The sequence below is a fragment of the Streptomyces sp. NPDC024687 genome (assembly GCF_055559055.1).
This window is the reverse complement of sequence record NZ_JBVHLJ010000010.1, coordinates 1-17767: the sequence shown is the minus strand read 5'-3', so window position 1 is coordinate 17767 and position 17767 is coordinate 1. Positions and strand designations below refer to the sequence as shown.

At 69.7% G+C, this 17767-nt stretch carries 17 protein-coding genes and 2 pseudogenes; 12 read left to right on the top strand and 7 right to left on the bottom strand.

Annotated features, from left to right (window positions below):
- The first annotated feature begins 7 nt into the window (after positions 1-7).
- From kdpA to ACZ39I_RS32555, 4 genes and pseudogenes are all read left to right on the top strand, one after another.
- Complete coding sequence (gene kdpA, locus ACZ39I_RS32570; RefSeq protein ID WP_467248526.1) at positions 8-1708, top strand: potassium-transporting ATPase subunit KdpA; 1701 nt, start codon at positions 8-10, stop codon at positions 1706-1708.
- 53 nt (positions 1709-1761) lie between these two features.
- The gene (gene kdpB / locus ACZ39I_RS32565; RefSeq protein WP_467248525.1) at positions 1762-3861 is read left to right on the top strand and encodes a potassium-transporting ATPase subunit KdpB; all 2100 of its coding nucleotides are present in this window, start codon (positions 1762-1764) and stop codon (positions 3859-3861) included.
- Between the two features lie 5 nt (positions 3862-3866).
- Complete coding sequence (locus ACZ39I_RS32560; protein WP_467248524.1) at positions 3867-4499, top strand: potassium-transporting ATPase subunit C; 633 nt, start codon at positions 3867-3869, stop codon at positions 4497-4499.
- Positions 4496-4688: pseudogene (locus ACZ39I_RS32555) on the top strand (response regulator); the annotation flags it as partial. The gene ACZ39I_RS32560 and the pseudogene ACZ39I_RS32555, both read left to right, overlap by 4 nt.
- 121 nt (positions 4689-4809) lie before the next feature.
- Here ACZ39I_RS32555 and ACZ39I_RS32550 read toward each other — a convergent pair.
- Positions 4810-5727, bottom strand: a complete 918-nt coding sequence (locus ACZ39I_RS32550) for an NAD(P)-dependent oxidoreductase (protein WP_467248523.1) — start codon at positions 5725-5727, stop codon at positions 4810-4812.
- 132 nt (positions 5728-5859) lie between these two features.
- Here ACZ39I_RS32550 and ACZ39I_RS32545 point away from each other — a divergent pair, with 132 nt between their 5' ends.
- Positions 5860-6456, top strand: coding sequence for a TetR/AcrR family transcriptional regulator (locus ACZ39I_RS32545; protein WP_467248522.1), 597 nt, complete (start codon positions 5860-5862; stop codon positions 6454-6456).
- 91 nt (positions 6457-6547) lie between these two features.
- Here the strand turns inward: ACZ39I_RS32545 and ACZ39I_RS32540 are convergent.
- A pseudogene (locus tag ACZ39I_RS32540) lies at positions 6548-6931 on the bottom strand (GNAT family N-acetyltransferase); the annotation flags it as partial.
- On the bottom strand, positions 6924-7505 hold the full coding sequence (locus tag ACZ39I_RS32535) for a TetR/AcrR family transcriptional regulator (RefSeq protein WP_467248521.1): 582 nt from the start codon (positions 7503-7505) through the stop codon (positions 6924-6926). The pseudogene ACZ39I_RS32540 and the gene ACZ39I_RS32535, both read right to left, overlap by 8 nt.
- A gap of 113 nt (positions 7506-7618) precedes the next feature.
- On the opposite strand from ACZ39I_RS32535, the gene ACZ39I_RS32530 reads away from it, so the two are divergent.
- The 4 genes from ACZ39I_RS32530 (at position 7619) to ACZ39I_RS32515 (ending at position 10668) form a co-directional block, all read left to right on the top strand.
- Positions 7619-8641: an NADP-dependent oxidoreductase gene (locus ACZ39I_RS32530; RefSeq protein ID WP_467248520.1), complete on the top strand. Its 1023-nt coding sequence runs from the start codon at positions 7619-7621 to the stop codon at positions 8639-8641.
- Positions 8642-8741: 100 nt separating this feature from the next.
- Positions 8742-8984: a DUF5302 domain-containing protein gene (locus tag ACZ39I_RS32525; RefSeq protein ID WP_403661281.1), complete on the top strand. Its 243-nt coding sequence runs from the start codon at positions 8742-8744 to the stop codon at positions 8982-8984.
- 160 nt (positions 8985-9144) lie between these two features.
- Positions 9145-10023 (top strand): LLM class flavin-dependent oxidoreductase, encoded by an 879-nt coding sequence (locus tag ACZ39I_RS32520; RefSeq protein ID WP_467248519.1) that lies wholly within the window; start codon positions 9145-9147, stop codon positions 10021-10023.
- A 336-nt stretch (positions 10024-10359) separates the two neighbouring features.
- On the top strand, positions 10360-10668 hold the full coding sequence (locus ACZ39I_RS32515; protein WP_467248518.1) for an acetyl-CoA synthetase: 309 nt from the start codon (positions 10360-10362) through the stop codon (positions 10666-10668).
- A 46-nt stretch (positions 10669-10714) separates the two neighbouring features.
- Here ACZ39I_RS32515 and ACZ39I_RS32510 read toward each other — a convergent pair whose 3' ends face one another.
- Positions 10715-13369 (bottom strand): WD40/YVTN/BNR-like repeat-containing protein, encoded by a 2655-nt coding sequence (locus ACZ39I_RS32510; protein ID WP_467248517.1) that lies wholly within the window; start codon positions 13367-13369, stop codon positions 10715-10717.
- Positions 13370-13522: 153 nt separating this feature from the next.
- Positions 13523-13948: a MerR family transcriptional regulator gene (locus tag ACZ39I_RS32505; RefSeq protein ID WP_467248516.1), complete on the bottom strand. Its 426-nt coding sequence runs from the start codon at positions 13946-13948 to the stop codon at positions 13523-13525.
- A 69-nt stretch (positions 13949-14017) separates the two neighbouring features.
- Between ACZ39I_RS32505 and ACZ39I_RS32500 the strand changes: the two genes are divergently transcribed.
- Positions 14018-15268, top strand: coding sequence for an MFS transporter (locus tag ACZ39I_RS32500; protein WP_467248515.1), 1251 nt, complete (start codon positions 14018-14020; stop codon positions 15266-15268).
- 85 nt (positions 15269-15353) lie between these two features.
- Here ACZ39I_RS32500 and ACZ39I_RS32495 read toward each other — a convergent pair whose 3' ends face one another.
- Positions 15354-16202 (bottom strand): NmrA family NAD(P)-binding protein, encoded by an 849-nt coding sequence (locus ACZ39I_RS32495; protein WP_467248514.1) that lies wholly within the window; start codon positions 16200-16202, stop codon positions 15354-15356.
- The gene (locus ACZ39I_RS32490; RefSeq protein ID WP_467248513.1) at positions 16199-16624 is read right to left on the bottom strand and encodes a nuclear transport factor 2 family protein; all 426 of its coding nucleotides are present in this window, start codon (positions 16622-16624) and stop codon (positions 16199-16201) included. Before ACZ39I_RS32490 ends, ACZ39I_RS32495 begins: the two co-directional genes overlap by 4 nt.
- Before the next feature lie 86 nt (positions 16625-16710).
- On the opposite strand from ACZ39I_RS32490, the gene ACZ39I_RS32485 reads away from it, so the two are divergent.
- Positions 16711-17301, top strand: coding sequence for a TetR/AcrR family transcriptional regulator (locus tag ACZ39I_RS32485; protein WP_467248512.1), 591 nt, complete (start codon positions 16711-16713; stop codon positions 17299-17301).
- Positions 17302-17489: 188 nt separating this feature from the next.
- A partial coding sequence (locus ACZ39I_RS32480) for a glycosyltransferase (protein ID WP_467248511.1) occupies positions 17490-17767 on the top strand: 278 nt, incomplete at its 3' end.

The window sequence follows — 17767 nt, the reverse complement described above, 5'->3', positions numbered from 1 at the left end:
CCAGCACATGGGTCCCGTACTCGCCGGCGTCCTCCAGCTGCTGGCCCTCATAGGGGCGCTGGCGCTCGCCCACATCCCCCTCGGCACCTACATGGCCCGGGTCTACTCCGCCGACCGGCACTGGCGCGTCGAGAAGTGGATCTACAAGTCCATCGGCGCCGACCCCGACACGCAGATGCGCTGGCCCGCCTACCTGCGCGGTGTCCTCGCCTTCTCGGCCGTGTCGGTCCTCTTCCTCTATCTCCTCCAACGGCTCCAGGGCGTGCTGCCGCTGTCGCTCGGCTTCAAGGCCATCGAACCGGACCAGGCGTTCAACACCGCGGTCTCCTTCGTGACCAACACCAACTGGCAGTCGTACTACGGCGAACAGGCCATGGGCCATGTCGTGCAGACCGCCGGTCTGGCCGTGCAGAACTTCGTCTCGGCGGCCGTCGGCATGGCCGTCGCCGTGGCGCTGGTGCGCGGGTTCGCGTCCTCCCGCTCCCGGCTTCGCCCGAGCGGGGGGACCGCCGTCCACACCGGTGAGCTGGGCAACTTCTGGTCGGACATGGTGCGCGGTGTCACCCGCGTCCTGCTGCCGGGCGCGTTCCTCGCGGCGATCGTGCTGGTCGCCTGCGGCGTGATCCAGAACTTCGCCGGGATCCACGAGGTGGGCCAGTTCATGGGCGGCTCGCAGCAGTGGAACGGCGGCGCCGTCGCCTCGCAGGAGGCCATCAAGGAACTCGGTACCAACGGTGGCGGCTACTTCAACGCCAACTCGGCGCACCCGTTCGAGAATCCGACGCCCTTCACCAACCTCTTCGAGATCTTCCTGCTGCTGGTGATTCCGTTCTCCCTGACCCGCACCTTCGGGCTGATGGTCGGCTCGGTCAAGCAGGGCTACGCGATCCTCGCGACCATGGCCGTCATCTGGACCGGCTTCGTCGCCCTGATGATGTGGACCGAATTCGCCCACCACGGACCGGCGTTGCAGATCGCGGGTGGGGCGATGGAGGGCAAGGAGGTCAGGTTCGGCGTCGGTTCCTCCTCGATCTTCGCGGTGTCCACGACCCTGACGTCGACAGGTGCCGTGGACTCGTTCCACTCCTCCTTCACGGGGCTCGGCGGCGGCATCACCATGCTGGGCATGATGCTGGGCGAGATCGCGCCCGGCGGCACCGGCTCCGGGCTCTACGGCATGCTGGTCATGGCCGTCATCGCGGTCTTCATCGCCGGCCTGATGGTCGGCCGTACGCCCGAGTACCTGGGCAAGAAGATCGGCACCCGCGAGATCAAGCAGGCCGCCTGCTACATCCTCGTCACCCCGGCGCTGGTGCTCGTCTTCACCGCCGCCGCGATGGCACTGCCCACGCCGGGCAACTCGATGGCCAACACCGGGGCGCACGGCTTCTCCGAGATCCTCTACGCCTACACGTCCGCCGCCAACAACAACGGCTCGGCCTTCGCCGGACTGAACGCGGACACCCAGTGGTTCAACACCACCCTGGGTCTGGCCATGGTCCTCGGCCGCTTCCTGCCCATGGTGTTCGTGCTGGCGCTGGCCGGCTCGCTCGCGGAGCAGCAGCCGGTGCCGGCGACGGCGGGCACCCTGCGCACCGAAAAGCCGCTGTTCACCGGGTTGTTGGTGGGCGCGATCCTCATCATCACCGGCCTGACGTACTTCCCGGCGCTCGCGCTCGGCCCGCTGGCGGAGGGGCTGGCGTCATGAGCACTCCTGCGGGGACCACGCATACGGGGACCGCTCGCAACGAAAGCGAAGAGATGTCCACAGCCACTCCCACCCGGGCGCCGCACAGCGACGTACCCACCGGGCGCCGTTCTCCCGAGGGCCGTGTCGGCGCGGGCCTCTTCGACCCCGGGCAGCTGCTGACGTCGCTGCCGGACGCCTTCCGCAAGCTCGACCCGCGGGTGATGGTCAAGTCGCCCGTGATGTTCGTGGTGTGGATCGGCTCCGCCCTGACGACCGTCTTCTCCTTCGAGGACCCCGGCGACTGGTTCGGCTGGACCATCAGCGCCTGGCTGTGGCTGACGGTCCTGTTCGCCAACCTGGCGGAGGCGGTCGCCGAGGGCCGGGGCAAGGCGCAGGCCGACACCCTGCGCAAGGCCAAGACCGACACCGTCGCCAGACGTCTGACGGGTGACCGTGAGGAGCACGTCCCCGGCACCGGTCTGAGGATCGGGGACCTGGTCGTCTGCGAGGCCGGCGACATCATTCCCGGCGACGGTGACGTCGTCGAGGGAGTCGCGTCGGTCGACGAGTCGGCGATCACCGGAGAGTCGGCACCCGTCATCCGGGAGTCGGGCGGCGACCGCTCGGCGGTCACCGGCGGCACCAAGGTCCTCTCCGACCGGATCGTCATCAGGATCACGACGAAGCCGGGCGAGACCTTCATCGACCGGATGATCAACCTGGTCGAGGGCGCGGCCCGGCAGAAGACGCCCAACGAGATCGCCCTGAACATCCTGCTGGCCTCGCTGACGATCGTCTTCCTGCTGGCCGTGGCCACGCTGCCGCCGCTCGCCGACTACGCGGGCACCCACCTCACGATGGTCGTGCTGGTCGCCCTGCTCGTCTGCCTCATTCCCACGACGATCGGCGCGCTGCTCTCCGCGATCGGCATCGCGGGCATGGACCGGCTCGTCCAGCGCAACGTCCTGGCGATGTCCGGCCGGGCGGTCGAGGCCGCCGGTGACGTCTCCACACTGCTGCTCGACAAGACCGGCACCATCACCCTCGGCAACCGGCAAGCGGCACAGTTCCTGCCGGTGCGGGGCGTGACCGAGGCCCAGCTCGCCGACGCGGCCCAACTGTCGTCGCTGGCCGACGAGACGCCTGAGGGCCGCTCAGTCGTCGTACTGGCGAAAGAGAGGTACGGGCGGCTTGAGCGCCACCGGGGCGAACTCGCCGGGGCCGAGTGGATCGCCTTCACCGCGCAGACCCGCATGTCCGGCGTAGACATCGACGGCAGGAGGGTGCGCAAGGGTGCGGCCGGTTCGGTCATCGCCTGGGTCGAGGAGCTGGGCGGCACGGTCGCCGAGGACTCCGGGACCCTCTCCGACCGGATCTCCGAGGCCGGCGGCACTCCGCTCCTGGTGGCCGTCGAGGACGATCGGGGAGCCCGCGTCCTCGGGGTGGTCCACCTCAAGGACGTGGTCAAGGAGGGCATGCGGGAGCGGTTCGAGGAACTGCGCCGCATGGGCATCAGGACCGTCATGATCACCGGTGACAATCCGCTGACGGCCAAGGCGATCGCCGAGGAGGCGGGCGTCGACGACTTCCTCGCGGAGGCCACTCCCGAGGACAAGATGGCCCTCATCAAGCGGGAACAGGCGGGCGGCAAGCTCGTCGCGATGACCGGTGACGGCACCAACGACGCCCCGGCCCTGGCCCAGGCGGACGTCGGCGTCGCGATGAACACCGGTACGTCGGCCGCCAAGGAGGCCGGCAACATGGTCGACCTCGACTCCGACCCGACCAAGCTGATCGAGATCGTCGAGATCGGCAAGCAACTCCTCATCACGCGGGGCGCGTTGACCACGTTCTCCATCGCCAACGACGTGGCGAAGTACTTCGCGATCATCCCGGCGCTGTTCGCGGCGGTCTACCCCGGCCTGGACAGGCTCAACATCATGGGCCTGTCCTCGCCGGACTCCGCGATCCTGTCCGCCGTCGTCTTCAACGCGCTGATCATCGTCGCGCTGGTGCCGCTCTCCCTGAAGGGCGTGCAGTACCGGCCGGTGAGCGCGGACAGGCTGCTGCGGCGCAACCTCGGGATCTACGGCCTCGGCGGATTGGTCGCGCCCTTCGTCGGCATCAAGATCATCGACCTGCTCGTCTCGCTCATCCCCGGGATCGCGTGAAGGACATGAACAACTCCTTTGTGAACACCGCCCGTCTGCTCGGCGCGGGCCTGCGGGCACTGCTGGTGTTGACCGTGCTCACAGGTATCCTCTATCCGCTGGCCGTCACAGGTGTGGCCCAGGCGTTCTTCCCCACGACGGCCAACGGCTCGGAGACGAGGGTGGACGGCAAGGTCGTCGGCTCCTCCCTCATCGGTCAACAGGGCTACAGCCTGGACTACTTCCAGCCCCGGCCGGCCAACGGACTGGGAAAGAACTCGGTCAACACGCAGTACGCGTTGATCCTTTCCGGCGCCACCAACCGCTCCGCCGACAACTCCGAACTCGTCACGAGGGTGAAGGAGGCCAAGGCCGGAGTCGTCAAGGACAACTCCACCGCCGACTACAAGGTCAAGCCGTCCCAGGTGCCTGCCGACGCGGTCACCTCCTCCGGCTCCGGCCTCGACCCGGACATCTCCCCGGCCTACGCGCAGCTCCAGGTCCACCGGGTCGCCGAGCGCAACGGTCTGTCCGTCGCACAGGTCGAGAAGCTGGTCGATGACCACACCGACGGCCGCACGCTCGGCTTCATCGGTGAGCCACGGGTCAACGTCCTCGAACTCAACATCGCCCTCAGGGAACTGGTGGGGAAGACCTGACGCGGGTGCTGGTGGTGGAGGACGACCCGCAGCTTGTACGGGCCCTCCTCATCAGTCTCCAGGCGCGCCGGCACAGAGTCGATGCGGCCCCTGGCGGGGGCACCGCTCTCAGTCCGGCTGCCCGAGGTGGCACTGCTCGGCCTCGGGATGTCCGATATGGACGGCGTCGATGTCATCAAGGGGCTGCGCGCTGGGCCCCCCGGGTGCCGATGCTCCAAGCGACCGTTCATCCCGGCGCGCAGGGGGCGGCGTTCCGCTTGGCCCCGAAGGCATGGTCGGTCTCGGCTTCGGGGAGGACCTGCTCGGCGGGTCATGGCCGCCCCGCGGGGTCCTCCAGCCCTTGCACGGGTGCGGGTGTGCCGTCGGTGCGGGTCTCCAGGGCGTGCAGGACGGCCACCATGTCCTCGTCGCCGTGGCCCTGTGCGACGGCCTCGCCGTACAGGGCGTGGCAGGCGTCGAGGAGCGGGGAGGCCAGACCGGCCTTGCGGGCGGCCTCGGCGATCAGCCGGTTGTTCTCCAGGACGTTGGTGGCGGCGGCCTGCACGGTGAAGTCGCGGGTCAGCAACTTCGTCCCCTTCACGCGTGAGACGGCACTGGCCATCGGTCCCGCGTCCAGGACGTCCCGGAGCAGGTGCTGGTTGAGCCCGTGCCGGTCGGCGAAGTGGAACGCCTCCGCCAGCCCGGTGACGAGAGTGATCAGGAACAGGTTCACCGAGAACTTCGTCAGCAGCGCGCCAGGGACCGCACCGCAGTCGAACGTCTCCCGGCACATGGCGGCCAACAGCGGGCGTACGGCGGCGACGGCGTCCTCGTCCCCCGCCGTCATCCCCACCAGCTCACCCTGCTCGGCGGGGATGCGGGAGCCGGAGACCGGAGCCTCCACATACCTTCCGCCCGCCGCCCGGACGGCATCCTGCAGACCGGCCGAGTACTCGGCCGAGGTCGTGCCCATGTGGACGACGGTCCGTCCGGCCACGCGAGGGGCGAAGGGCGGGGTACCGCGCCCCAGTACGGCGTCCACGGCGGCCTCGTCGGCCAGCATCAGGATCACGGTCCCGGCCCGGGCGAAGACCTCGGCCGGGCTCCCGGCGACCTCCGCTCCGGCGGAGCGCAGGGCCTCGCTCCGGCCGGGGGTGCGGTTCCACACCACGAGAGGCGTCCCGGCCCGCGCGAGGTTGAGGGCCATGGGCTGCCCCATGGTTCCGAGGCCGATGAATCCCACGTACACGAGGCACCGCCTTTTCCGGCCCACGCCGAAGCCGAGCCGTTGCCGCACGCTATGACAGTGGTCATAGTAAGCAGAGCTATGACGGCGGTCATAGAGTGAACCCCGAACAGAACCCGGACGTGGAGGTCGGCGATGGCGGTGTCCGAGCGAGGAGCCCGGGAGCGGATGGTCTTCAGCGCGGCCCAGCTCATCCGGCGCGACGGGGTCGCCGCCACCGGCATGCGCGAGGTCGCCGCTCACGCCGGTGCGCCGCGCGGTTCGCTCCAGCACTACTTCCCCGGCGGCAAGGAGCAACTGGTCAACGAGGCGGTGGAGTGGGCCGGCCGATACGCGGGCAACCGGGTCGCCCGTTTCCTCGCCGCTCTGCCCGAGCCGACACCGAGCGGGCTGTTCGCCGCGATGGTGCGCCAGTGGACCGACGAGTACGAGAGCGCCGGGTTCGCGGGCGGCTGCCCGGTCGCCGCCGCCACGGTGGACTGGGCGGAGTCCACCGCGTCCACGCGGGCGGCGGTGGCGGAGGCGTTCGCGACCTGGACCGGTCCGGTGGCCCGGGCGCTGGCCGACATGGGCGTACCGGAGGAACGCACGGGAGCGCTGGCCACCCTCATGGTCAGCGCGCTGGAAGGAGCGATTCTCATGGCCCGGGCGGAGCGGGACACACGTCCACTGACGACCGTGGCCCGCGAACTCGGCCCCCTCCTCGACGCCGCGGTGAGCCGGGAGCGCTGACCGGTGCTGCTACGGCGGGGAAGGAGTGGCACTCCCTACGCCGGCGGCCGGAGCCCTTCACGAACCGTCGCACCTCAACGAACGCCAGCTATGCGGCCTGCATGGAGCGGGCGTTGGCGGTCTGGGTGTAGAGCGCGACCGGTACTCCGGAAAGCGTGTCCGCGACCAGTCGAGTGCTGCGTAGCCGCGCCCCCAGGCCCGCGAAAGGAACAGATAGCCGATCTCGGCCTCCCCGTCATCCGGACGGACCTGGCCCGAGGCTCGGCGTCGGCCGACTGACCTCGACGGTTGCGATCACCGCTCCGTCGAACTCAATCACGTCGCGCGGTTGAGGGCCGCCGAGACAGGTGTGCGCCTCCGCTGAGGAGAGCAGTTCGATGAACGCCGGACGGTCCCTGGCCTCGGACGCGCGCAGCACGAGCCGCTCCGTTCTGATCGGGGCAACTGGCCAGGAAACAGGGGCGAGTTCAGTCATGGTGGGCAACGTATCGTGCGTTGCTCACCGGGTTCGTCAGGATGGCGCTCGTGACCACCTCGAAGAGGTGATCTGCGCGGGCGGCGAGCGAGGGCTGATCGCTGAGCCAGGCCAGTGACCCGGCCAGCGCGAACAGGTCGGTGCCGTCGATGTCGCCTCGTGCCAGACCCTGCGCCTGGGCGCGGGTGAGGAGGTGCGTGCCGGCGGCGCGCATCGCGACGCACGAGGCGTGCAGCGCGGACTCCGGGTCCTCGATGGCCGTCACCATCAGCTCCACGACGCCCCGGTAGTTGTGCGCGCACGCGACGAAGTCCCGCAGCCACGACATCAGCGCGTCGTCGGGCTCCTTCGACGTCTCGAGAACGCCCGCCTTCACCGCCAGTTCGTCGAAGTTCGTGCGCAGCAGTGCTTCGAGCAGGGCCTCACGGGTGGGGAAGTGACGGATCAGCGTGGCGAGTCCCACGCCCGCCCTGCGGGCGATGTCCCGCAGCGACGCGTCGACGCCCTGCTCGGTGATGACGGCGCCCGCAACGGCGAGCAGGTGATCGTGATTTTTCCTGGCGTCGGCTCTCATCTGTCCCTCTTGACTATCCGGATCAGTGATCCATATATTCGGATCAGCGATCCGGATAAGCGGATCGCTGATCCGGACAAGCGTATCCCGCCGTACGGACAGAGGAGGAAATGATGCCGACCCCCACGATGAGGGCGATCCGTCTGCACGAGTTCGGCGGTCCCGAGGTGCTGCGCCACGAGGAGGTGCCGGTCCCCGAACCGGGCCCCGGCGAGGTGCTGGTGCGCGTCCACGCGATAGGCGTCAACCCTCCTGACTGGTACGCGCGCGGAGGTATGCCCGACGTACCTCCCGAGCTCAAGCCCCCGTTCGATCTCCCCCTGATTCCGGGGACCGACGTCTCGGGCGTCGTGGAAGCCGTCGCCCCCGACGTGAACGGCTTCGTGGCAGGGGAAGAGGTGATCGGTCTTCTGCGCTTCCCCGCCGCACTCCAGGGCGGCGCCTACGCCGAGTACGTCACCGCCCCGGCGTCCGACCTCGCGCGCAAGCCGGCTTCCGTCGACCACGTCCACGCCGCCGGGCTGCCCATGTCGGGGCTGACGGCGTGGCAGTTCCTGATCGAGCTCGGGCACGGCCACCCCTCGCCGTTCCAGGCGGCCCGGCACCGCCCGATGCGGCTCGACAACGAGACCACGGTGCTCGTCAACGGCGCCGCCGGTGGCGTGGGGCACCTCGCTCTCCAGCTGGCCAAGTGGAAGGGAGCCCGCGTCATCGCCGTGGCGTCCGGCGCCCACGAGACGTTCCTGCGCGAACTCGGCGCCGGCGAGTTCATCGACTACACCAGGGACCGGCCGGAAGAAGTCGTCCGTGGCGTCGATCTCGTCCTGGACGCCGTCGGGGGCCCCGGCAGCAGGCGCTTCCTGCACACCCTCAGGCGCGGCGGGGCCCTCTACCCGGTGTACTTCGGAGAGTTCGACGAAGACGAGAACAAGAAGCTGGGCGTCACCGTCACGGCCACCCAGGTCCGCTCGAACGGGCCGCAGCTCGCCGAACTGGGGCGCCTGGTCGACGCGGGCACGGTCCGCGTCGCGATCGACAGTACGTTCGCGCTCGCGGACGCCCGGGCGGCGCACGAACGCGCCGCCCGGGGACACATCCAGGGCAAGATCGTGCTTACGGTCCCAGAGAACTCCTGACGAGGAGGCTCCCGGCGGCCGGGTGGACGGACACCGGCGCCACGTAGTGCGCCCGGCATGACAAGCTGTGCTTCCCACTGCCCGAACCCAGGAGGTCACGATGACCGAAGAAGCTGCATCACCAGAAGGTTCGGAGCCGGCTGAGCCCGAGACGTCAGCGCTCGCGCCCGACAGCGACGGCAACTACGACCTCAAGCGGAAGTTCCGCGAGGCGTTGGCGCGCAAGCGCGGTGCGCAGGCGGAGGCCGCCGACGCTGCCACCAACCCCAACGCGTCGAAGATCCGCGGGGCACACGGCCCGGCGTCGAGCCAGCGGTCGTTCCGGCGCAAGAGCGGCGGCTGAGCCGGAGCGGTACCGGAATCCGGGCGGGGCGCTCGATGTTTCTGCGACCGCTTCCGGGCACCTCACGCCCTGCCGTCGGCTGAGGTGCCCGGAGCGTGTTCGAAGGCCCCGGCCCGATACACCGTTGATCGATGTGTCAGCGCCACATAGGTTCCGGCGTATGACGAACGTACGGATCGGTGTGATGTACGACCGCGACTGGGCCCCCGAGGGGCTGCCCGAATTCGCTCGGCAGGCCGAGGCTCTTGGCGTGGACGACGTGTGGGTGGTCGAGGACCTCGGGTGGAACGGCGGGTTGTCGGCGGCGGCCGTGGCCCTGGGAGCCACGGAACGCATCAGGGTCGGCATCGGCATCGCCCCGGCCCCGTTGCGCAGCCCGGCGCTCCTGGCGATGGAACTGGCCACGCTGGCAAGGGTGTTCCCAGGACGGCTGGTGGCCGGGATCGGGCACGGGGTGCAGGAGTGGATGGCCCAGGTGGGCGCCGCGGCACGCTCGCCGCTGGCCCTGCTGGAGGAGACGATCACCTCGGTACGCGCGCTGCTGCGCGGCGAGCGGGTGGAGCTGGCAGGCCGTGAAGTCCACCTGGACGGCGTCCAGTTGACGCATCCGCCGGCCGAGGTCCCGCCCGTGGTCGCGGGTGTGGTCCGCTCCCGTTCCCTGGAGCTGTCGGGACGGGTCGCGGACGGCACCGTCATCGCGGAGGGGCACGGCCCGCACGACCTGGAGAACGCCCGCGCGTCGACCGCCAAGGGCGGTGCCGCGTCCGACCACACCCTGACGGTCTTCGCCTTCGCCTGCGTCGGTGACGACCCCGACGAGGTGGCCCGGACCCTGCACCCGCACACCGAGGGCCACGGCGCCTGGCTCGGCCGCCCGCCGCACGAGGTGTTCACCGTCTCGGGTGCCGCCCCGCAGGCCGCCGAGCGCATCCGCGAGCTGGCGACGGCCGGCGCCGACACGGTCGTACTGCGGATCACCGGCCCGGATCCACTGCGGCAGCTGAAGGCCGTACTGGAGGCGGCCGGGCAGCAGAGCTGAGGAGCAGTGGTGAACCCACCGCGGTGAGGCATGCTGGAACCCGGTGGACCCGGGCCGGGAGGTGCGCAGATGCGACGAGGATGGGCCGTGGGGTGGGTGATCGCGGGGATGGTCGTCCTGATGGCGTGCGGCGGCTCGTCCGGTGGGCCGTCCCGGAGCGGCTCCGCGACGCCGTCGACGGGGGCGCCGACGTCCGAGTCCGGGGCGCCGCGCACGAGCCCCGCCGCGAGCCCCTCTGTGTCACCGACCGCGAGCCCGACTCGACGGAGCCCGTCCGCGTCGGCCTCCGCACCCTCCTCGCCGAAGACCTGTGCCACCGAGCACGTGGACGTCACCGTGTCCCCTGACGATCCGCCCCGGCAGCAGGTGTGTGTACGGCCCGGGACCACCATGTCGCTCGTCCTGCGGCCGCGCACGGACGGCAAGCGGTGGACCGCCGTACGCAGCTCCGCGCGGGTCTTCGTCCTGCCGTCCGGCTGGCAGCTGGACGCGGACGGCACCGCGAGGGCCTCCCTGCGGTGCGCGGGCACCCGGGGTGGCGCCGCCGACATCACCGCCCTGGCGAAGGAACCGGATCTGGCCGGCACGGGCGGTGTGGCCTTCACGCTGCAGGTGAACGTGGTGCCGCACACGACGGCGGGGTGACCCCGGAAACCGGGATCACCCCTTCACCGAGACGCCCATCCGGGCCTCAGTCGCAGTCCCGCACCTTGATCGTGTAGATGCCGCGGCCGTGCGTGGCCGCGTACAGCGTGCGCCCGTCGGGGCTCAGCTTCACCTGGAGCACGGCGACGGCCGGCAGCGAGCCGACGCGCTGCCAGCTCGAGCGGCCGGGCGCGCGATAGACGACGCCGAGGTCGGTGCCGACGGCGAGGCCGCCGTTCGGGGTGACGACCGCGGAGTCGGCCGGCACGTCGGGGAGGTTCTTCGAGATGTCCTTCCAGGTGGTGCCGCCGTCCTTGGACTCGAAGACGTGGCCGACGCCGGCCCCCGGCCCCTCGGTCCACTGCCGGGAGAACCCGTTGACCGTGAGGTAGACGTGGTCGGCGTTCTTCGGGTCGACGGCGAAGCCGCTGAGGTAGCGGTTGGGTACGGTGCCGTCCGCCCCGGTGGCCGGCAGGGCGATGTCGTGCCAGCCGGTGCCGTCGGCGTTCCCGACGGCGATGCCGCGGGCGAAGCCCTGGTTGTTGCAAGGGCCGCACCAGGCCGCGTACACCTTGCCGCCCGAGGCGGCGACGGCCGTCGCCGTGTGGCCTTCGCCGAGGTCGTAGACGCTCTTCCACTCGTCGCCGCTGCGGATGGCGTAGCCGTGGGTCTGCACCCAGACATGGCGGCCGCCGGCGATCCACGTCGAGCTGTTCTTCGCGTCGGCCGCGAGCGGGGCGATGAAGCGTGCCTCGCCGGTGGCGTTGTCGGCCGGAGCGACGCCGTACGACGTGGCCTTGCTCGGGTCGGTGATCCAACTGCCGTCGTTCACGGCGCAGTTCTGGGTCACCTGAACGGCGAGGTAGACGTACTCCTCGGCGATGTTGCAGCCGTTGGCGGGGTCGGTGAGCGTGTCGCCGCCGTCGCCGCCGAAGTTGGAGCCCATCACCCTGTCGTTGCTGCGCAGGACGGACTGGCCGTTGTCCTGCAGACCGCCGGTGACGGAGACGCCGCCGTGGTCCAGGTCCTTGCCGACACCGACCGAGTAGTACTGGAGGGTGTCGATGGTGCCGTCGTTGAGCGAGGTCCAGTCGGTGGCGTGCCCCGAGGAGTCCTGGGAGCCGTTGACGGGGCGCTTGTAGACGCCGCCGTCGTTGCCGACGTACACGAAGCTCTTGCCGTGGTAGCGGCCGATCGCGACACCGTGCTGGTCGGAGTGGGTGGTCGGGTTGCAGTCACCGGTCTGCTTGGCCGGGTCGATGCTCCAGCAGGGGAAACCGAAGTTCCAGTACGGCCCGACGGTCGACCAGCTGCTGCCGCCGTCCTTGGTCTCGTAGACCTCCTCCAGGCCCGCGTACACGTGCTCGGGGTCGGCCGGGTCGACGGTCAGGAACTGGTTGTACCAGGCCTGCACGCCCGGCATGTAGCCCGGGGAGGTCAGTGCCGAGCCTGCGGCGGCCAGACCCTGGTAGTCGGCGATCTTCGTCCAAGGGCCGCTCGGAGAGCCCGACTTGGAGACATAGATGCCCTCGAGACCGCTGTCCGGATTGGTGTTCAGCTGCTCCGGCGACTGGTCGATGGCGTAGTACCGGGAGCCGTCGGCGGAGTGGGCGAAGGTGACGCTGCCGACGTCGTCCGCGTCGGTCGGCAGGTCGCCGAAGCCGCTGCTGATCCTGGTCCAGGCACCGTTCGCCCTGGTGTAGAAGCCGTTGTAGTCGTCACCGCTGCGCCAGCCGACCGCGAGCACCACCTTGGAGGGGTGCTTCGGGTCGATCGCGATGTCGTTGGTGATGTTCTTGTACGGGGCGCTGGGATCGTCGGCCTTCGAACCGCCGGGCAGGTAGTCGGGGTTGGGCGCGTACTCCAGTTTCCAGGCACCACCGAGCTTCTTCGTGGAGTGGCTCCACACGCCCTCGTTGGTCGCCGCCCACACCTTTCCCCCGCCGAAACGCAGCTGGTGGACGGTGGTGGACTCAAGTTCCTTGCCGCCGACCCGGCTGCGCGTGGAGAACGTGCCGTGGTGCGGGTCGGACAGGACGTAGACGCCACTGCCGAGGTAGGCGTCCGCGTTGGTGGTCGCCTCGCCGGTGCCCAGCCACAGCCGTCCGCCGCCGTCGAGCGCGAGCGCGCCCGTGGACTGTGCGGGAAGCCGGTCGCTGATCGGCTTCCAGTGCCCGCCGCCGCCACGGGAGCGCCACACGCCACCGCCCGCGCTGCCCGCGTACACGTACCCGTCGTTGTCGGCGGCCATCGCGGCCATCCGGCCGGTGACATTGCCCGAGCCGCCGCTGGAGTTGGAGTCGATGTCGCGGTAGCGCGCGTCGTCGGAGTTGTACGGCAGATCGGTGACATTGCGCCAACTGCCTCCGGTGTTGGGCAATTTGGTGAGGCTGCTCCATGCGGCCCCGTACGCTCCCGGGGCGACGATGCCCGGCGAGGTGCGGGCCTCGGCGTACTGGTCCGCGCCCTCGGCTATCTCGTCGGCCTCGTTGCCGTCGTCGCCGTCGTCCTCCTTGACCTTGGGGCTCATGGCGCCCACCGACTGCGCGCGCTGGGCGGCGAGTTGGGCGAGTGTCCGGGCTCCGAAGGGGCTGCTGCCATGTGTGCCGGGCGCGGCGCTCGCGGGTATCGCGACGAGTCCGGCGGTTGCGGTGATGGCGCAGGTCGTGAGCCATCGTCTTCTACGAGTTGGTGCTGACACCAGGTCCTCCCAAGCGGGCGGTGATACAGCCGTCGCTGGAGACCCGACCACGAGAGAGGGGAACCATCCGGGAGTTTGGGCAGGCCTTGACCGGAAACTGCCACTGACGTACCCGAAGCGTGAAGGAACGTTCCGCGGACGAGGTGTGGGGGGTCATGACGTTGCCGACACCGCCGACTGGGAGTTCGGTGTTCCATGAGGGCTGCCGGGCTCCGGAGCTCGGCATTTTCCGACTTCGGTCAGGTACTCGCTCATCGCGTCACGATTGCGGGTGAGTACGTCGATCCGCTCGGTGAGCCGGTCCCGCTCGGCGGCCAGCATGGCCAGCATCTCCGGTGTCGCGTCGGGGAAGTGGATGGACCGAGGTTTGTCCAGGCACGGAAGGATCTGCTTGATGATGCGCGTGGGGAGCCCCGCGTCCAGCAGACCGCGGATCTGGTTGACCCGGTCCACATAGCGGTCGTCGTACTCCCGGTACCCGTTCGCGCACCGGTCCGGGACGATCAGTCCCTGCTCCTCGTAGTAGCGAAGCAGCCGGCGGGACGCACCCGTCCGTCGTGACAGTTCACCGATCCTCACACCGCCGAAGCTACTCGGCACAGGCGGACTTGACCATCACATCGATGTGAGGGTTTCAGGATGCGGTCCATGACCGCCACGTCTTCCGACGCACGGTCCCGGACGCGACAGGCCGGCCTGCCATGGTCGGCGCTGTTGGCGCTGGGGACCGCCGTCTTCATCACGAGCTTGACCGAAACTCTGCCCGCCGGTGTGCTGCCCGACATGTCGGCCTCGCTGGGCACCAGTTCGGGTGCCACCGGCCAGGCCGTCACCGTCTATGCGGCCGGTACGGCGTTGACCGCGATCCCGCTCGCCACGGCGACGGCATCGGTTCCGCGGAAACCACTGCTGCTCGGCGCCATGGCCGTCTTCCTGGTGGCCAACACGCTGACCGCGGCCGCACCGGGATACATCGTCCTGCTCGCGGGCCGGCTCCTCGCCGGTGTGGCCGCGGGCCTGGCGTGGGCGATTCTCGCCGGCTACGCCCGTCGTATCGCACCTGCCGGCCTGGAGGGCCGCGCCATCGCCGCGGCGATGACCGGGATCCCCGTGGCGCTGTCCTTGGGGGTTCCGGCCGGCACGCTGATCGGTGAACAGGTCGGCTGGCGGGCGGCGTTCGGCGCTGTCTCCCTAGTCACTCTTGCCGTCATCGGCTGGATCGGCGTGTCTGTCCCCGGTGTGGGGCGACCCGCCGTTGAACAGGCCGACAGTAACCGTCCGAACTCCGCGCCACAGCCGACGAAGTCGCCTCTGTGGCAGACCCTGCAGGTGCCCGGTGTCGCGGCCATCATGGTCACGGTCACCACGTTCGTCCTCGGGCACACGATCATCTACGCCTACATCGCTCCCTATCTGCAGCACGCCGGGCTCGGGTCGGCGACCGACGCGGTTCTCCTTGTCTTCGGTGCCGCGTGCCTGGCGAGCATTTGGTACGTCGGACGCCATGTCGACCACCGGCTACGGGCCCTGCTGGTCGCCGGCGCGGTGCTGTTCACTCTCGCCACCGCGGCTCTCGCCGTCACCATGACACACGCGATCGTCTGGGGCGCCGCTGTTCTGTGGGGCCTGGGGTGGGGCGGTGCCCCGACCTTGCTGCAAACCGCGGCCGGACAAGCCGGATTGCGGCGAAGCAGCGCTGCCGCCGACACCGCGCAAGCTGTCCTCGTCACGCTGTGGAACGCCGCGATGGCCCTTGGCGGCATCATCGGTGGTGTGCTGCTGCAACGCTCGGGCGCCACCGTGGTCGCCGTGTCGGCCGCCTCCCTCGGGGCAGTCAGTCTGCTCGTCGTCGCCGGGGCCCGACACCACGCATTCCGCACCTCTCGGGCCACGTCGTGACCCACGGCCTGGTGAACCCAGCACTCCTTGACCCAAGCCCGGCGGCACAGGGATTCGCGTCAGAACCGCCGATCGTCCTGGGACATCAGCTGCCGCCTCGCATCTCCGCCTCGACCACTGCACGGAAGCTGCGCGGAGCCCGGCCGGTGAGGCGCTGGACCGTGTCGGTGACGCGGTCCTCCGCTCCCGCGGCGATGGCACGGTCCAGGCCGGCCAGCAGGGCGGCGAATTCCACCGGGACCTCCGCCGTGAGGTGATCGCACATCTGCTCGTAGGACAGGCGCCGGTGGGTCACGGGCCGACCGGTGACCTCGGTGATGATCGTCGCGATGTCGTCGTGGCTGAGGGCCTCGGGTCCGGTGAGGACGAGATCGGTATTGGGGGCCTGCTCGGCGGTCAGAGCACGGACGGCGACGGCCGCGATGTCCTCGGCGTCGACAAAGGCGACCCGGCCGCTTTCGGTGGCGGTCCAGATGCTGCCGGCGTCACGGATGCTGCGGCCGTGTGCGTGCGTGCCGGTGAAGTTCTGCATGAACCACGAGGGCCGCAGTACGGCCCACTCCTGGAACAGACCGGGCAGGGCCTGGTGCACCCTCCCCACCGCCGGGCCGCCTTCGGGAATGGCCGAGGAGCTCAACAGCACCGCACGGCGCACGCCGGCGGAGCGGGCCCGCTGGAGGAACGGCAGCATGACCGCCGCGGGATCGGAGTCGCCCACGGGCGGTATGAGGTAGACGCGGTCGGCACCGGCGAGCGCGGCAGCGTGGGTGGCGGGGTCGTGCCAGTCGAAGGAAACCGGCTCGGCGCCGGCCACCGGAGTGCCCGGACGGCTGGCGGCTTTGACGCGGTGGCCGGCGGCCGTCAGTTGTGCGGCGGTGCGGCCGCCGGTGGTTCCGGTGGCCCCGATGACCAAAGTGGTCCCTGCGCTCGTCATCGGCTGCTCCCTGCGAAGTCGGTGCCGGGTGCCTGGACGGCGAGGGGATTCCAGTAGTCACGGTACGAGGTGATGCGCCCGTCTCGAACGGTCACGACAGCGATGTAAGTCATGTCGAAGGGAGTGTCGGTCTCCACCAGCCGGCCGACGCCGCGCATCTCCACCACGATGGTCTGCGGATCGGTCGTCCGGTGGATCCGCAGGTCGGGGAAGTCGTGCAGATCGATGTGGTCGGGATAGTGCCGCATGTAATCGGCGAGGGCCTCCTTGCCCTCCAGGCGCTGGGGCCAGCCCGGGGGAGCGAAGGGAAACTCCATGAGGCCGTCCTCGGCCCACAGGTCGACCCATGCGCGAATGTCCTTGTCGAGCAGCAGTCGCAGGCTGTGGCGGTACAGATCCACCGGCGAAGTCGGATCGGACATGGGTATCCTCCAGTTCAGATAATCCGGACCTCGGGTCCGCTTTGACGATACGGACTGTGGGTCCGCTTTGCAAACGAGGGAGCACCATGCCCGAGCGCAAGTCCCGCAAGGACGCCGTCCGTAACCGGGAAGCCGTGCTCAAAGCCGCCGACGCCCTCTTCGCCTGCCGTGAAAGTCCCGAGGACGTCACCATGGCCGACGTCGCAGCGGCGGCCGGCGTCGGCAAGGGGACGCTCTTCCGCGCCTTCGGCGACCGCGCCGGACTGCTCCGCGCGCTGTACGAGGCACGGCTCGAACCGGTCCGCGAGACCGTGGAGACCGGTCCACCGCCGCTGGGGCCGGCGACTCCTCCACAGGAACGCGTGCTCGCGCTGCTCGACGCCCTGCTGTGTTTCAAGCTCGACAACCGCCGACTCGCGCTGGCTCTGGAAGGGGGAGGAGTGAGCAACAGCCCCTACCAGCCGGAGCATTACGAGCGGTGGCACGGCATGCTCCAAGCCGTACTGGAGCAGATCCCCGGCCTGACCGACAGCGGCTTCGTGGCCCACGCCCTGCTCGCCGCCACGCGAGCGGACCTCGTCGAGCATCTGGCGGGAGCGGAGCGCGTGCCGCGGGAAAGGATGCGGGCACAGTTGGCGAACTTCGCCACCAGGGTCCTGGTCCCGGGCTCGTTGTGACCGCGTGGGTGCACCGAGTCGGTGTCCTGGGCGGTGGGACTGCTCAGCCACAGACTGGCAGCACAACGCAAGGGAAAGCGATTGCCGGAGACGGTCGTTTGATTGCTTCGAATGAGACAACCTTTGCCAGAGCCTGAACGTCCAAAGAACAACAGGAGACACGTCGTCTCTGTTTGGGGGGAGCGTTCATGCTCAAGGTAAGCATCGTGGTGCCGGTCTACAACGCCGGTCGCTATATCGACTTGTGTGCGCCGTCACTTTTACAGCAGACTCTGGGGGAGGATGCGTACGAGGTCATCTACGTCGACGACGGTTCGACCGACGACTCCGCGCAACGTCTCGATCAACTGGCGGCGCAGCACCCGCATGTGCGCGTGATTCATCAGGAGAACTCCGGCTGGCCCGGCAAGCCCCGCAACGTCGGTGTCCGGGAAGCCCGCGGTGAGTACGTCCAGTTCGTCGACCA

Coding starts and splice junctions, on each gene's coding strand:
- kdpA (WP_467248526.1), top strand. CDS start 8: ATGGGTCCCGTACTCGCCGGCGTCCTCCAGCTGCTGGCCCTCATAGGG.
- ACZ39I_RS32545 (WP_467248522.1), top strand. CDS start 5,860: ATGGCGGTGTCCGAGCGAGGAGCCCGGGAGCGGATGGTCTTCAGCGCG.
- ACZ39I_RS32495 (WP_467248514.1), bottom strand. CDS start 16,202: ATGACGAGCGCAGGGACCACTTTGGTCATCGGGGCCACCGGAACCACC.
- ACZ39I_RS32485 (WP_467248512.1), top strand. CDS start 16,711: ATGCCCGAGCGCAAGTCCCGCAAGGACGCCGTCCGTAACCGGGAAGCC.
- ACZ39I_RS32525 (WP_403661281.1), top strand. CDS start 8,742: ATGACCGAAGAAGCTGCATCACCAGAAGGTTCGGAGCCGGCTGAGCCC.
- ACZ39I_RS32500 (WP_467248515.1), top strand. CDS start 14,018: ATGACCGCCACGTCTTCCGACGCACGGTCCCGGACGCGACAGGCCGGC.
- ACZ39I_RS32530 (WP_467248520.1), top strand. CDS start 7,619: ATGCCGACCCCCACGATGAGGGCGATCCGTCTGCACGAGTTCGGCGGT.
- ACZ39I_RS32520 (WP_467248519.1), top strand. CDS start 9,145: ATGACGAACGTACGGATCGGTGTGATGTACGACCGCGACTGGGCCCCC.
- ACZ39I_RS32490 (WP_467248513.1), bottom strand. CDS start 16,624: ATGTCCGATCCGACTTCGCCGGTGGATCTGTACCGCCACAGCCTGCGA.
- kdpB (WP_467248525.1), top strand. CDS start 1,762: ATGTCCACAGCCACTCCCACCCGGGCGCCGCACAGCGACGTACCCACC.
- ACZ39I_RS32535 (WP_467248521.1), bottom strand. CDS start 7,505: ATGAGAGCCGACGCCAGGAAAAATCACGATCACCTGCTCGCCGTTGCG.
- ACZ39I_RS32560 (WP_467248524.1), top strand. CDS start 3,867: ATGAACAACTCCTTTGTGAACACCGCCCGTCTGCTCGGCGCGGGCCTG.